Annotated in this window: 14 protein-coding genes; 11 read left to right on the top strand and 3 right to left on the bottom strand. The window is 66.2% G+C overall.

Translation table 11 applies throughout. The features are described 5' to 3' along the window. The first annotated feature begins 41 nt into the window (after positions 1 to 41). The 8 genes from G3N64_RS26635 (at position 42) to G3N64_RS26600 (ending at position 7,521) form a co-directional block, all read left to right on the top strand. Positions 42 to 1,295 (top strand): DUF2957 domain-containing protein, encoded by a 1,254-nt coding sequence (locus G3N64_RS26635; protein WP_205786581.1) that lies wholly within the window; start codon positions 42 to 44, stop codon positions 1,293 to 1,295. Positions 1,296 to 1,368: 73 nt separating this feature from the next. Further along, positions 1,369 to 2,193 carry an OmpW family outer membrane protein gene (locus tag G3N64_RS26630; protein ID WP_205786580.1) on the top strand — a complete coding sequence of 275 codons (825 nt, stop codon included), beginning with the start codon at positions 1,369 to 1,371 and terminating at the stop codon, positions 2,191 to 2,193. Between the two features lie 121 nt (positions 2,194 to 2,314). Beyond that, positions 2,315 to 2,818, top strand: a complete 504-nt coding sequence (locus G3N64_RS26625) for an activator protein (RefSeq protein WP_205786579.1) — start codon at positions 2,315 to 2,317, stop codon at positions 2,816 to 2,818. Positions 2,819 to 3,004: 186 nt separating this feature from the next. Next, positions 3,005 to 3,511 carry an activator protein gene (locus tag G3N64_RS26620; protein WP_205786598.1) on the top strand — a complete coding sequence of 169 codons (507 nt, stop codon included), beginning with the start codon at positions 3,005 to 3,007 and terminating at the stop codon, positions 3,509 to 3,511. Positions 3,512 to 3,758: 247 nt separating this feature from the next. Further along, positions 3,759 to 4,850, top strand: a complete 1,092-nt coding sequence (locus tag G3N64_RS26615; protein WP_205786578.1) for a hypothetical protein — start codon at positions 3,759 to 3,761, stop codon at positions 4,848 to 4,850. A 439-nt stretch (positions 4,851 to 5,289) separates the two neighbouring features. Then, positions 5,290 to 6,432 carry a glycosyltransferase gene (locus G3N64_RS26610; RefSeq protein ID WP_205786577.1) on the top strand — a complete coding sequence of 381 codons (1,143 nt, stop codon included), beginning with the start codon at positions 5,290 to 5,292 and terminating at the stop codon, positions 6,430 to 6,432. Beyond that, positions 6,429 to 6,923, top strand: coding sequence for a hypothetical protein (locus tag G3N64_RS26605; protein WP_205786576.1), 495 nt, complete (start codon positions 6,429 to 6,431; stop codon positions 6,921 to 6,923). Before G3N64_RS26610 ends, G3N64_RS26605 begins: the two co-directional genes overlap by 4 nt. Positions 6,924 to 6,936: 13 nt before the next feature. Further along, complete coding sequence (locus G3N64_RS26600) at positions 6,937 to 7,521, top strand: dual specificity protein phosphatase family protein (protein ID WP_205786575.1); 585 nt, start codon at positions 6,937 to 6,939, stop codon at positions 7,519 to 7,521. An 85-nt stretch (positions 7,522 to 7,606) separates the two neighbouring features. Here the strand turns inward: G3N64_RS26600 and betA are convergent, their stop codons facing one another. The 3 genes from betA to betI are packed head-to-tail and all read right to left on the bottom strand — an operon-like array spanning position 7,607 to position 11,419. Next, positions 7,607 to 9,307, bottom strand: coding sequence for a choline dehydrogenase (gene betA / locus G3N64_RS26595; RefSeq protein ID WP_205786574.1), 1,701 nt, complete (start codon positions 9,305 to 9,307; stop codon positions 7,607 to 7,609). 25 nt (positions 9,308 to 9,332) lie between these two features. Further along, positions 9,333 to 10,802 carry a betaine-aldehyde dehydrogenase gene (betB, locus tag G3N64_RS26590; RefSeq protein ID WP_205786573.1) on the bottom strand — a complete coding sequence of 490 codons (1,470 nt, stop codon included), beginning with the start codon at positions 10,800 to 10,802 and terminating at the stop codon, positions 9,333 to 9,335. A 32-nt stretch (positions 10,803 to 10,834) separates the two neighbouring features. After that, entirely contained in the window at positions 10,835 to 11,419 is a 585-nt protein-coding gene (betI, locus tag G3N64_RS26585) for a transcriptional regulator BetI (protein WP_205786572.1), read from the bottom strand. Positions 11,420 to 12,139: 720 nt separating this feature from the next. Between betI and G3N64_RS26580 the strand changes: the two genes are divergently transcribed. From G3N64_RS26580 to G3N64_RS26570, 3 genes are all read left to right on the top strand, one after another. After that, positions 12,140 to 13,042, top strand: coding sequence for an alpha/beta hydrolase (locus G3N64_RS26580; protein ID WP_205786571.1), 903 nt, complete (start codon positions 12,140 to 12,142; stop codon positions 13,040 to 13,042). 67 nt (positions 13,043 to 13,109) lie between these two features. Further along, positions 13,110 to 13,679 (top strand): isoprenylcysteine carboxylmethyltransferase family protein, encoded by a 570-nt coding sequence (locus G3N64_RS26575; protein WP_205786570.1) that lies wholly within the window; start codon positions 13,110 to 13,112, stop codon positions 13,677 to 13,679. A 17-nt stretch (positions 13,680 to 13,696) separates the two neighbouring features. After that, on the top strand, positions 13,697 to 14,697 hold a 1,001-nt coding region (locus G3N64_RS26570), incomplete at its 3' end, for a glycosyltransferase (protein WP_205786569.1).

Genomic DNA, 14,697 nt, shown 5'->3' with positions numbered 1-14,697 from the left:
CATACGTCGCCGCCGGCGAATCGAATTTCAAGAGGAATCCTATGAATTTGAAACAATGGATGGTTGCGGCGTCGCTCGCGCCCGTGCTGGCCGCCTGCGGCGGCGACGGCGACCCGCCGCCCGCGCCGGTAGTCCGGCTGTGCCCGCAGACGATCGACTACAACACGGTGTTCGTCGGCGGGTCCGGGTCGGGCGAGCTCGTCAAAGTGCAGCTCGACACGACGAAGATGACGTACCGGATGACCTACCTCGCGTCGCCGGTGCCGAGCACCACGGGCACCGTGCAGCCGACCCGCGACACGGCGCCGGCCAATGTGGTCGACGGCACGCTGGCCGACGAAACGGGGCTGCCGACGGTGAAGCTGAACCAGTGCACGTTCCGGATGCAGAACGCGAGCCTCGACCCGAGCCGGCCCGCGCGGCTGTTCCTCGGCGAAGGCGTGCTGGGCGGTGCGATTCCGGGCGCGACGATCCAGTTCGACGGCGTGATCGGCGTCGGCAAGATCCCGAAGACGACGTTCCCGTACTACCCGTTCATCAGCTTCTCGTCGCTGGAAACCGACCTGACGAAGATCGCCGGCACGTACAACCAGCTCGGCTATCACCAGGTGCCGTCGCAGAACTTCCAGCCGGTGGCGCTCGACCAGAAGGTGACGATCAACGCGGACGGCAGCTACACGGAAACCGACAATTTCGGCAAGAAGAACGGCGGGCAGCCGCTGGCATCGAGCGCGACGGTGAACCAGCCATTCACGCTGCGGCCCGATGCGCCGGCATTCCAGTCGCTCAATTACCAGCCGCAGATTCCGCCGACGCTCGCGGCGGTCGATCCGGCGAAGGCCGGCAAGGGGATCCTGATCGTCGGCAGGCTGCGCAACCAGCTCGTGCCGATCTTCATCCGCACCGGCGCCGCGAACGCAGACCTGACGCAAGGCCCGCCGAGCGCGGACGACGAATCGGGCATCTCGTTCCTGAGCCCGCAGACGGCGATCGCGCAGGGCTCGCAGAACGGCGAATACACGGGTGTCGACAGCGCGTTCAACTACCGCGCGACCGCGCTCGTCGGCGCGCAGGCCACGCTGCTCGATCCGTTCAACGCGTCGCAGGCTGCGCTCACGCGTGCGCTGAACCTCGACTACACGCAGAAGGTGCCGGGCGTCGTCACGACCGTGCATGCCGATGCGGCGTCAGGGCCGGCGACCGGGAAGTTCGTGTTCACCGGCGGCGTCTTCGGGTTCCTCGACATGAACGATACGAGCAATCCGTACTTCACGGTCGGCGCATTCGTGCAGTGACGCACGCCTGGATGGAGACACGGTGGCGCCGCGCGCAGGTGTGCGGCGCCCGGACAGAATGAGGGGAGACTTCATGAAGAAGCTGATTGTCGCGGGTGTCGTCGCAGGCGTGTCGACGCTCGCATCGGCCCAGCAGGCGGGCGACAACGTCGCGACGCTGGGCTGGCTGCACATCATGCCGCAGGATTCGACCAACGGGCTGACGACGAATCTTGCCAGCATGCCGATCAACGGGCCGCTGCGCCTGCCCGGGTCGTTCACGTCGCCGGGCACGAGCCTGACGGTCAACAACGCCGATACGGTCGGCCTGACGCTCACGCACTTCTTCACCGACCACATCGCGGTGACGTCGGTGCTCGGCGTGCCGCCCGAGTTCACGCTGACCGGGCACGGCACGATCCGGCCGCCGGGCCCGTCAGGCGCGCTCGGCAGCGTCAACATGGACAATCCGGCCAACCAGCCGGCGGTGAAGAACGCGCGGCAGTGGAGCCCGACGATCATTCTTCAGTACTACTTCAATTCGTCGACGGCGCGGTTCCGGCCGTTCGTCGGGATCGGCGTGGCTTACAGCTGGTTCAGCAACATCGAACTGAACGGCAACTTCGCGAAGGACATCAACGAGAACCTCGGCAGCGTGCTCGCGGCCGGCGCCGGCAAGCCGGGGCCGACGTCGGTGGAGGGCAAGGCGTCGTCGTCGTTCACGCCGGTCTACAACGTCGGCGCGAGCTATGCGATCGACAAGCACTGGGGGCTCACGGCAACGCTGACCTACATGCCGTTGAAGACCTACTCGTCGCTGGTGATCAAGGCGGCCGACGGCTCGACGCTCGCCACCACGCGCACGCGGCTGAAGGCCGACCCGCTGATCACGTTCGTCGGGATTTCCTACAAGTTCTGAGCCGACCGGTGCGCATGATGCGCACCGGCGGCTTCCTGCGACCGGCTGGCCGGATCGATCCGGCCGGGAGGTCGCGTTCCTGGCGGCGTGCCGCCATTTGTGAAGAGAGGGGGCAGTTCAAATGAGCATTCGCAAAATCGTATCGCTTGTTGCTGCAGTGGCTTTCACCGCGGTTTCGGCCGCGCCTGCTTTCGCAGTCACCGTTTCGCGGGCCGACGGCCAGCCGATGAACCCGAACGGCGAACCGTTCTCCGTATCGGGGCTCACTAACCTCAGCAAGGGATCGATCAGTGCAACCTGTAACGCGACGTTCAACGGCACGATCACGTCGACCGGCATCGTCAACATCACGTCGACGCAGTTTGCCGGCGGCACCACGTGCGGCCTGATCAGCGGCACGGCGAGCAGCACGTCGCCGTGGACGGGCCAGGCCGACAGCACGACGCAGTTGTCGATCAACAACGTGCAGGTGAACGTCACGCTGCTCGGCGCATGCGGCCCTAGCAAGGTGGTGACGGCATGGAACGATGCGAACTCGTCGCTGACGTTCAATAACTCCGTCCTGACGCCGAACTGCACGGTGTCCGGCACGGTCACGACGTCGCCGAAGTTCCACGTGCAGTAAGCGTCGCGGAAGGAAGCGGGTGCCCGTCGCGTGCGAGGGCCGTGCGGTATGCGCGGCGGGTTTCCGCGGTTTCGATGGGTTCGTGCCGTCGCGTGTATCGGCGCGGCGGTGCGGATTCATCTGGCAGAGCGGTCGCTTCTGCCGGCGTGCCGTCATCCATATCAAGAAAGAGAGAGGGCAATGCAGATGAACATTCGTCAAATCGCATCGCTTGCTGCCTCAGCGGGATTTGCCGCGGTTTCCGCCGCACCCGCATTCGCAGTGACCGTTTCGCGTGCGGACGGCCTGCCGATGAATCCGAACGGCGAGCCGTTTTCGGCGTCGGGACTCACGACGCTCCACAAGGGCGCGGTCAGTCCGATCAACTGTACGGCGACGTTCAACGGTACCGTCACGCCGATCGGCATCGTCAACGTCACGTCGACCCAGTTTGCCGGTGGTGCCTTGTGCGGGTTGATCACGGGGAGTGCGACCAGTGCGACGCCGTGGACGGGGCAAGTGGACAGCACGACGCAAGTGTCGATCAACGACGTGAAGTTGAATGTGATCGTGCTCGGCACATGCGGGCCGAGCAAGGTCCCGGCGGCGTGGATCGATCGGGACGCGTCGGTGACGCTCAGCGATGCCGTACTGACGCCGGATTGCACGGTGGACGGCAGGGTCGCTACGTCGCCGAGGTTCCACGTTCAGTAAGCGATCGCTGATCGAAGCACGGTACCTGCCGCGTTACCTGCCGCGTGCGAGGGCCATGCGGTCTGCACGTGTGTTCCTGCTTTCTCGATGCATTCGTGTCGTCGTGCGTATCGGCACGGCGGCCGGCTGACCGCCCGTGTCGCGATCCGATCCGGGGGGGGCATGCAGGGCTGGTGCGGCGTGCCGCGCTGTCCGACTCGATTGATACAAAACGATTCCAATTGGCCAGAACTATCCCGGAAGACCCATGCTTACCGATCCAGCAAAGTATGGAGATGCCCGCGGCGCGACGCCTGACCGGCTGCGCACGGCCGCGTGGCTGCAGTACCTGATCGAACGACTCGACACGGCCGCTTGCGCGGCGGAGGCGAGTGGCGCCGCCGGCACGACCGTCATCGCGTCGCACGCGATACGCATGCGGGCTGGCGCGAACCTGTCCCGAGAAGCGACCGCGGTGCTTCACCGGCTCGCGCCGTGGATCGCGTCGGATGGCAGCGCCTGCGTATGCGACCTGACCGACCCGCGCGGCGCGTGCTCGCACGTGCCTTCGATGCAGCAACTCGCCGAAGCCGAACGCAGTTGCCCCGGCTCGCGTGCCGTGTTCGACACCGCGTACGGCGTGATCGATGCATGCGCATTCGACGATCCCGAGGCCGGCTGGGCCGCGCTCGAACGGATTGCCGGCGGCGTCGAATGCAACGGGGACGATGCCGGCGGACGCACCGAACATGAAAAGGGCGCGCAGGGCGATACGCCGCCTGCGAAGAACCTGAGAGACCGGCTGGCCGTTGTCGCGGCGGCGAGTGGAGAGACGTCGGGCGTGCCAGGCGCCGTCATCGACGCGATCGTGCTGCGCGCGTGCGGGCCGCGCGACGATGCATCGCGCATCGACGAGATGGCTGCGCTCGTGACGTTCTCGGCCGAACTCGCCGCCGGCAACGGAACGTCCATTGCCGCGTATGGCGGTCAGCACAACCTCGTCGCGCGGGCGATCCGCACGCATCGTGCCGATCTCGCGTCGGTGGACGGGCTGCTCGCGGCACTATCCGTGTGCAGGCTCGATCAGCGCGTCGGTGCGGGCAGCTTCTGGGCCTATTACCTGCTGGCGGGGATCGTGATCGCAGCACCGGACGCCGTGCGGGAAATCGGTTGCCGCTTTCATGGCGACGAGTGGCAGGCGTGGCTCGATCATGTGCTCGCGTGGCCCGCGGTCAGCCGGTTTGGGCCAAAGGAGGACGTTGCGTTCGAACGCCTGCAAGGCGCAATGAGCCTGACGTCGCGATGGAACCCGATTGTCCGCGGGAAGCGGATGCGGAAGCGGGGTGTCGGGACGACCTGATTCCGCGAACACGGGGACAAGGCCGGCTGACGTAGCGCTTTTGCGGAAGCGATACGAAAGGATTCGAAACGATCTGCGCGTGAGCGCCCTGGTTCGCGCCGAAATGCCGGGCTCCGTTCGCAGGTCCGAACGGGGCGTCAAGCGGCGGCGGGACGAGCAGTCGTGCCGTCGGCGTCCACACCGGCACACGCTACGCCGCGCCATCCATCCAGACCGACTGACTGACTGACGCGCCTGCGCGTCACCCCCCCGATCCCGGCACCATCGACCGAACGCAGTATGATTCCGCAGACGATGCCGGCGATCGCGTCGCTGCAACCGCCCGCCCGCACCGCCGAAGATTTGCCAAGCTTGTCGTAAGCCGGACGCAAACAGACGCCGCGTGAGAGCGCCGCCGCGAATCCGCCTCCGGGCCACCTTCATCGAAACGGTCAGTCAGATGTCAAAGCAAAACAAGAAGATCCTCCTCCTGAGCGTCAGCGCCGGCGCCGGCCATACCCGCGCGGCCGAAGCGATCCGCGCGTTCGCCGACCACCATCCGTCCGGCATCGAAGCCACCCACCTGGACGTGATGGATTTCGTGTCCACCGGCTTCCGCAAGCTGTACACCGATCTCTACATCAAGCTCGTCAGCAGCCAGCCGGCGCTGTGGGGCTACCTGTACCAGAAGACCGACGAAGTCGATCCGGCCGCGCCGTCGCAGAAGATCCGCCGCGCGATCGAGCGGCTCAATTGCCGGCCGCTGCTCGCGGAGATCGAACGGCAACGCCCGGACGCGATCATCTGCACGCACTTCCTGCCGGCCGAACTGTTGTCGCGCGAGATCCGCAAGGGGCGCGTCGACACGCCGGTGTGGGTGCAGGTCACCGATTTCGACCTGCACAGCATGTGGGTCGTGCCGAACATGCGCGGCTATTTCGCGGCCAACGACGAGATCGCGTGGCGCATGCACGCGCGCGGCATGGCGCCCGACACGGTGCACGTCAGCGGCATCCCGATCATGCCGGCGTTCGGCCAGCCGCTCGATCGCGCGGCCTGCGCGGCCGAATTCGGCCTCGATCCCGCGCGCCCGACCTTCCTGATGATGTCCGGCGGCGCGGGCCTCGGCGGGCTCGACGTGCTGGCTGCACGCCTGCTGGAGATGGATGCCGACTTCCAGCTGATCGCGCTGGCCGGCAAGAACCAGGCGATGCTGGCGTCGTTGCAGGAACTGGCCGCGCAGCATCCGGGCCGGCTGTTTCCGCAGGGCTTCACGCAGCAGGTCGAACGCCTGATGGCCTGCGCCGATCTCGTCATCACGAAGCCGGGCGGCCTGACGACGTCCGAATGTCTCGCGATGCAGTTGCCGATGATCGTCAACTCGCCGATTCCGGGCCAGGAAGAGCGCAATGCGGATTTCCTGCTCGAACAGGGTGTCGCGCTGAAGGCGATCGACGACGATGCGCTCGTCTACCGGATCCGCGCATTGCTGCAGGCGCCGGAGCGTCTCGCCGACATGCGCCGCCGTCTCGCGCCGCTCGGGCGGCCGCTGGCAGGCCGCTTCGTGCTCGATCGCGTGCTGGGCCTGGAGCCCGCCGCATGAGCGTCGCGCGTTTTGTGCCGACGCGCCATACGGTGTTCGTCGTCGCGTGGGTCGTGTTGCTTGCGTACTGCTTCGCGAACGTGGAGATCCAGATCGAAGGCAACGCAGGCTGGGCCACCAACCTGCCGACCTGGCGCATCGAGCATCACTGGCTGCTCGACATCTTCTGGGGCGGGCGGCCGATGACCGGCTACCACGCGTGGGTGTTCCCGTTCGTCGCGCTGTTCTTTCACCTGCCGGCCGTGTTCAACGGACGGTGGTCGTGGCGCATCGAAGCCCGCATCGTCGCGTGCATCATGGTGTTCTGGCTGACCGAGGATTTCCTGTGGTTCGTGCTGAATCCGGCTTATGGCCTGGCCCGCTTCAATCCGGCCAACGTGCCGTGGCATATCCACTGGCTGGGCATCGCCCCGACCGACTACTGGACGATGAGCGCCGCCGCGATCGTGCTGTTCGTGCTTTCCCGCGAGCGCAAGCGCGCATTTTATTGATCCCCGACCCGACATGAAAATCGCCTTCATAGCCGCGATCGCCGTCACGCTTGCCGGGCTCGTGCAGCCGGCCCACGCAGACTCGGCCTCCGAGGTGTCCGCCCGGCCGATCAAATGGGCGCAGAGCGTGACCGATGCGCATGTGAACAACCTCCATCGCATCACGCCGACGCTGTACCGCAGCGCGCAGCTGTCACGTGCAGACCTGCCGGAACTGCAGAAGCTCGGCATCCGCAAGGTCATCAGCTTCCGTTCGTTTCACGCGGACGACAGCATCCTGGCCGGCACGCCGATCAAGCTGCAGCGCATCCGGATCAACACGTGGGACATCCGCGACGAAGACATGGTCGCCGCGCTGAAGGCGCTGCGCACGGCCGACCGGGACGGCCCGGTGCTGATCCACTGCCAGCATGGCGCCGATCGTACGGGCCTCGTGTCCGCGCTGTACCGGATGGTGTATCAGGGCTGGACGCGCGAGCAGGCGCTCGATGAACTGCAGCACGGCGGCTACGGGTTCCATCCGATCTGGCAGAACATCACGAACTACCTGCAACACGTCGACGTCGAGCGTTTGAAGCGAGACGTGAACAGCGGCTGACGAATGCATGCAAAAACGCCGCCGACAAGTGCTGTCGGCGGCGTTTCGTCAGGACATCGACGAGCGGGCAGCATGCCCGCCGTTATCAGATCGTCTCCGGCCGCCGCACGGCCTTCGCGATATTGCGCGCCATCGCCCCGTTCGCGACGAAGTAAGGTACGTCCACGCGCGCAAGCGGCTTGCGACCGCGAATCTTGTCCGCGATCTTCTCGGCGATCATGATCGTCGGTGCATTGAGGTTGCCGGTCGTGATGATCGGCATGATCGATGCATCGACGACGCGCAGCCCTTCCAGCCCGTGCACACGGCCTTCTTCATCGACCACGGCCATGTCGTCGTAACCCATCTTGCACGAACACGACGGATGGAACGCCGTCTCCGCGCGGGCCCGCACGAACGCGTCGAGTTCCTTGTCGCTCTTGCAGTCGGCGCCCGGGTTCAGCTCGCGGCCGCGATAGCGATCGAGCGCGGGCTGCCGCATGATCTCGCGCGTCGCGCGGATCGCGTCGCGGAACTCGCGCCAGTCGAGCGCCTCGGCCATGTAGTTGAACAGGATGCTCGGGTGCTGGTTCGGGTCGCGCGAGCGCAGCTTCACGCGGCCGCGGCTCGGCGAGCGCATCGAGCCGACGTGCGCCTGGAAGCCGTGCATCTCGATCGCGTTCGAGCCGTTGTAGTTGATCGCCACAGGCAGGAAGTGATACTGGATGTTCGGCCACAGATCGTCGTCGCGCGTGCGGATGAAGCCGCCCGCCTCGAAGTGGTTGCTTGCGCCGAGGCCGGTGCCGTTCAGCATCCATTCGAGGCCGATCTTCGGCTGGTTCCACCACTTGAGCGCCGGGTACAGCGATACCGGCTCCTTGCACTCGTACTGGATGTACATCTCCAGGTGATCCTGCAGGTTCTGGCCGACACCGGGCAGGTCGAGCACGACGGGAATATCGAGTTCCTTCAGCCATGCGCCGGGGCCGACGCCCGAGCGCTGCAGCAGTTGCGGCGACGCGATCGCGCCGCTGCACACGAGCACCTCGCGACGCGCATGTGCGGTCGCGCGTTCGCTGCCGCGCAGGTACGTGACGCCCGATGCGCGCTTGCCGTCGAACAGGATGCGATCGGCGAGCGCGTGCGTGACGATCTCGAGGTTCGGCCGCACCTTCGCCTGGTCGAGGTAGCCGCGCGCGGTGCTTGCGCGGCGGCCCTTCGGCGTGACGGTGCGGTCCATCGGGCCGAAGCCTTCCTGCTGATAGCCGTTCAGGTCGTCGGTGCGCGGATAGCCGGCCTGCACGCCCGCGTCGACCATCGCCTCGAACAGCGGGTTCACGCCCGGCTTGCTGGTCGTGACCGACACGGGGCCGCTGCCGCCGTGATAGTCGTTCGGGCCGACGTCGCGCGTCTCGGCTTTCTTGAAGTACGGCAGGCAGTCGAGATACGTCCAGTTCTCGAGGCCCTTGTGCGTCGACCAGTTGTCGTAGTCGAGCGCATTGCCGCGGATGTAGCACATGCCGTTGATCAGCGACGAGCCGCCGAGCCCCTTGCCGCGGCCGCATTCCATCCGGCGGTTGTCCATGTGCGGCTCGGGGTCGGTTTCGTACGCCCAGTTGTAGCGGCGGCCCTGCAGCGGGTAGGCGAGGGCGGCCGGCATCTGCGTGCGGAAGTCGAAGCGGTAGTCGGGGCCGCCCGCTTCGAGCAGGAGCACCGTCACGTCCGGATCTTCCGTCAGGCGCGTTGCGAGCACGTTGCCCGCGGAACCGGCGCCGCAGATGATGTAGTCGTATTCGCGTGTCGTCATGACGGTCAATCTCCTTTCGTGATTCTTAAAACACCGGGTTGTAGCGGCCGAGCTCGACCTGCACCGACTTGATTCGAGTGTAGTGCTCGAGCGTCGTGATGCCGTTCTCGCGTCCGACACCGGATTGCTTGTATCCGCCAACCGGCATCTCGGCCGGCGATTCGCCCCACGTGTTGATCCAGCAGATGCCGGCTTCGAGGCGATGGATCGTGCGGTGCGCGCGCGACAGGTTCTCGGTCACGACGCCGGCTGCCAGGCCGTAGTGCGTGTCGTTCGCGCGGGCGATTACTTCGTCCTCCGATTCGAAATCGAGGATGCTCATCACCGGCCCGAAGATTTCCTCGCGGACGATCTTCATGTCGTCGCGGCAGTCGCCGAACACGGTCGGCGCGACGTACTGGCCGCTGCTGAAGTGGCCGTCGGTCAGGCGCGTGCCGCCCGCGAGCAGCTTGGCGCCTTCCGCCTTGCCGCTCTCGATGAAGCCGAGCACCTTGTCGAGCTGCGCGGCCGACACGAGCGGGCCGAAGTTGGTATCGGCATCGGTCGGCTTGCCGACGCGGATGCGCTTCACGCGTTCGAGCACGCGCTGCGTGAACGCATCCTTGATCGAGCGGTGCACGAACACGCGCGTGCCGTTGGTGCAGACCTGGCCCGAGCTGAAGAAGTTGGCGGTCACCGCGATGTCGGCCGCACGGTCGAGGTCCGCATCGTCGAACACGATCAGCGGCGACTTGCCGCCGAGTTCCATCGTCACTTCCTTCAGCGACGACGCGCCGGCGAGCGACATCACCTTCTTGCCGGTCTCGACGCCGCCCGTGAACGACACCTTCGCGATGTCCGGGTGGCCCGTCAGCAGCGCGCCGACCGAGCCGTCGCCCTGCACGACGTTGAACACGCCGGCCGGCACGCCGGCTTCCGTATAGATTTCCGCGAGCTTCAGCGCGGTGAGCGGCGTGACTTCGCTTGGCTTGAACACCATCGCGTTGCCGGCCGCGAGCGCGGGCGCCGTCTTCCAGCACGCGATCTGGATCGGGTAGTTCCAGGCGCCGATGCCCGCGCACACGCCGAGCGGTTCGCGGCGCGTGTAGACGAACGATTCGGCGCGCAGCGGCACCTGCAGCCCTTCGATCGCGGTGGCGAGGCCTGCGTAGTACTCGATCACGTCCGCGCCGGTGACGATGTCGACCGCGAGCGTCTCGGCGATCGGCTTGCCGGTGTCGCGCGTCTCGATGGCCGCGAGCGCGTCGTTGCGCTCGCGCAGCAGGTCGACCGCGCGGCGCAGGATGCGCGAGCGCTGCATCGCGGTCATCGCGGCCCATTCGCGCTGGCCTTCCTGTGCGGACGCCACCGCGCGGTCGACGTCGGCCGCGCTCGCCTGCTGCACCTGCGCGAGCAGTTCGCCGGTGGCGGGGTCGAAGGTGTCGAAAGTCTTGCCGCTCGTGGCGTCGACGTAACCGCCGCCGATGTAGAGGCGCTGCAAACCGAATACGGACATGAGGATCTCCTTGAGGGCGACTGCGTGACGCGTCAGGCGGACGCGAGCAGCAGGTCGATGTAATCGTGGGCGAGCTTCGATGCAGCCCGGGTGTCGATCGGGCCGCCGGCGAGTGCGCCGCGCAGCCACAGGCCGTCGATCAGCGCGGCGAGGCCGCTGGCGGCTTCGCGCGCTTGCGTGCGCGGCAACGCCTTCGCGAATTCGGCGCACAGGTTCGAATGGAGGCGCCGCGTGTTGACGTGCTGCAGGCGCTTGAGCATCGGGTCGTGCATGCTCTGCGACCAGAACGCGAGCCACGTCTTCATCACGGGCGCGCTGACCTGCGTGTCGTCGAAGTTCGCGGCGACGATCGCGCGCAGCCGCGAACGCGGATCCCTGCGTGCGGCCGCACGGCGGCGCGTGGTGGCCGACCACAGGTCGCGCAGCACGTGCCGCATCGTCGCTTCGAGCAGGCCGTCCTTGTCGCCGAAGTAATGGCTGACGATGCCCGTCGAGATGTTCGCGCGCTGCGCGACCGATGCGAGCGTCGTGCCGGGCAGGCCCGCTTCGTCGATCGAACGCAGCGTGGCGTCGATCAACTGGGCGCGGCGAATCTCCCGCATTCCGACTTTCGGCATCGCGACTCCTTTCGCCCGGACGGGCCGTCCATGGAAGTCGAGAGCTTAGCGGTTTTTTATTGATCGTTCAATCAATAAAAAACCGGGGTCTGACGATAATGGCAGGTGCCCGGCAGGCGAGAGGGGCGCCCGATCGTGCGTTGTGCAGGTGCGGAAAAATAATTGAAAGATGATTAAGAAAGCTGGAATTTGTTTAAAACGCTTTCTGATGTGGGTGAGCAATCCGGTAAATCGTTGCGGTTGCTGAATCGATTACGGTATGAAAGATTATTGAGCTATGTGATATTCGATGAAACATGAAAGTCGGCCTGCGAAATGACGTCACGATACATTCATGAAAATCCGTTTTAAATAAGCGAATTAAACGACGTAACTATTTGATTATAAACGTAATTATATCGATCAAGCGGATGGGCGTCGCCGTTCCGCAAACGATTGCGATCGCCCTCGAAAGCATTCCGCTTACCATAAAAAATGCGGGAATAATTTGAAGCTGCCGCATTTCCTACCAGAGTAGAGGGTATCGTTGGAATGACTTGAGTCAGTAATATTGTCCGTATTAGTATGGCGCCGCACTGCGAAGAATGAATCGACGCCGCCGGCATTGCCGCGGTGCATTGGACAACCGCGCAATTCGGGTTGCGCGCGAAAACCGGCGCAGTCATTGCGCACCTGCAGCATGCCGCGACGTCGAGACGCCGCATCCACCGGAGAACGACGATGCCGACCGAAAAACACGTGGTCCCGCTACCGAATGGTCTGAAGGTCTACGTCGAACGGAACGTGTTCGACCCGGCGTTCGACACGGCGATGCTCGTCAACGGCGCGCTCGCGACGACCGCGTCGTTCGGGCAGACCGTCCAGTATCTCGGCGAGCGGATGAACACGATCTGCTTCGACCTGCCGTACGCGGGGCAGTCGCGCCAGCACAACCCGGGCTGCTACATCCTGACGAAGGACGACGAAGCCGCGATCCTGCAGCACCTGGTCGAGCGCTTCGCGCCGGCGTACCTCGTGTCGGTGTCGTGGGGCGGCGTCGCGTCGCTGTTCGCGCTCGCACGCGGCTGCCCGAGCGTGCGGCGCGCGGCGATCTGCTCGTTCTCGCCGTTCCTGAACGATGCGATGGTCGACTACGTGACGCGCGCCCGCGACCACATCGCGGCCGGCGAGAACCTGAAGGCCGCGCAGCTGCTGAACGATACCGTCGGCCGCTACCTGCCGCGCATCATGAAGCTGTACAACTACCGCTATCTCACGCGCCTGCCGCGCGACGAGCAGGACCAGGTCGCGTTCCACGTCGACCAGATCCTGTCGCTGCAGCCGGAGCGCTACTTCAGCGAGTTCGCGAACATCGGCTGCGAGCTGCTGTTCCTGAACGGCGAGCGCGACGAATACACGACCCCCGCCGACGTGCGCCAGCTCGGCGCGCACGTGCCGCGCGCGCGGTTCGCGACCGTGCCGGACGCCGGCCACTTTCTCGACATCGAAGGCCGCGCGCAGCGCGAATACACGCGTGCGGCGCTGCTCGACTTTTTCTGCGGCGGGTCGTCGCTCGCCGCCGGCATCGCGCAAGCCGCCGCGCAGGTGTGCGTGCCCGCATCCATGCACGCGCTGTCGTCGTGACGCCGCACGCCGTGCGTCCGGTACGCGCGGCGCCCCCGAATCCCCATCCCAACGAGGCAGGCCAACCGTGAATATCGTTCAGACCATCGCCATCGTCGTTCCGTGGGCCGCGTGGCTCGCTTACTGGATCGCCACTTCGCAAGGCGTGAAGACGACCGTGCGCAAGGAGGCGCCGCGTTCGCGCACGCTGCAGTCGATTCCGCTGATCGTCGGCGGCGCGTTGATCATCCTGCCCGATCCGACGTGGCAGGCGCTCGTGCCCGACTGGCAGCGCTTCGGCCTGCAGGCGCAGTGCGGGCTCGCGGTGCTGGTCGCGGGCCTGCTGTTCTCGGTGTGGGCGCGGCTGCACCTCGGCACGAACTGGAGCGTGTCGGTCACGCTGAAGGAAGACCATGAACTCGTCCGCACGGGGCCGTATGCGCTCGTGCGTCATCCGATCTATACGGGCTGCCTGATCGCGCTCGTCGGCGCCGCGCTGATCGGCGGCGAATGGCGCGGCGCGATCGGCGTGCTGCTCGTGTTCGCATCGCTCGCGTACAAGGTGCGCGTCGAGGAGAGCTGGCTGACCGGGTATTTCGGGCCGGCATACGCGCAGTACCGCCGCGAAGTCGCGGCGCTGATTCCCGGCTTCTACTGAACCCCGCGAGGCGCGCGATGGCGAAGATGATCGTGACCGCGATCGGCTCGGCGGGCGACGTGCATCCGCTGCTCGGCGTCGCGCGCACGCTTGCGGCGCGCGGTCACGACGTCGTGTTCTGCACGCACGCACCGTTCGAGGCGGTCGTGCGCCGTTGCGGGTTCGACTTCGTGCCGATCGGCACCGCGGCGGAATACGAGGCCGCGATGGCGAACCCCGCGCTATGGGATTCCCGCACGTCGTTTCGCACACTGTGGCAGGTGATCGCGCCGACGCTGCGCCCGCATTACGACGCGCTGCGTGCGTTGACCGACGGCGATACGGTACTCGTCGGCACGTTGTGGGCGTTCTCCGCGCGCTTCATGCAGGAGCTGCACGGCACGTCGTACGTATCGGTGCAGGTGTCGCCGTCGACGCTGCTGTCCGCGCATGTGCCGCCGACGCATCCGCGCCTGACGATTCCCGCGCGCTGGCCGTTGCCCGTGAAGGCGGCGCTGATGACGCTGATCGAGCGCCAGGTGCTCGATCGCACCTGCGGCCCCGCGCTCAACGCGGCGCGCCGCGAGCTCGGGCTCGCGCCCGCGCGGCGCGTGCTGGGCCGCTGGCTGCATTCGACCGACGGTGTGCTGTGCCTGTTTCCCGGCTGGTTCGCGCCGCCGCAGCCGGACTGGCCGTCGAATCATCGGCAGAGCGGTTTCCCGCTGTTCAACGATATTGCGACACCCGATGAAGATGTGGCACTCGATGCGTATCTCGCGGCCGGTGAACCCCCGGTCGTGTTCACGGCCGGTTCGACACGCGTCGATCACGCGGCCTATGCGCGCGCGGTGGCGGACGCGCTGCGCGCGACCGGCGCGCGCGGGATCCTGCTGACGCCGCACGATGCGGCGCCGGACGGCGACCGTTTGCTGGTGCGCCGCTTCGTGCCGATGCGCACGCTGCTGCCGCGCTGCCGCGCGCTCGTGCATCACGGCGGGATCGGCACGGCGGCGCTCGCGTTCGAAGCCGGGATCGCGCA

It is taken from the genome of Burkholderia sp. Ac-20344 (assembly GCF_017104975.1).
Lineage (GTDB): Bacteria > Pseudomonadota > Gammaproteobacteria > Burkholderiales > Burkholderiaceae > Burkholderia.
The sequence above is the reverse complement of the archived record's forward strand: the minus strand, read 5'-3'. Positions and strand labels throughout refer to the sequence as shown.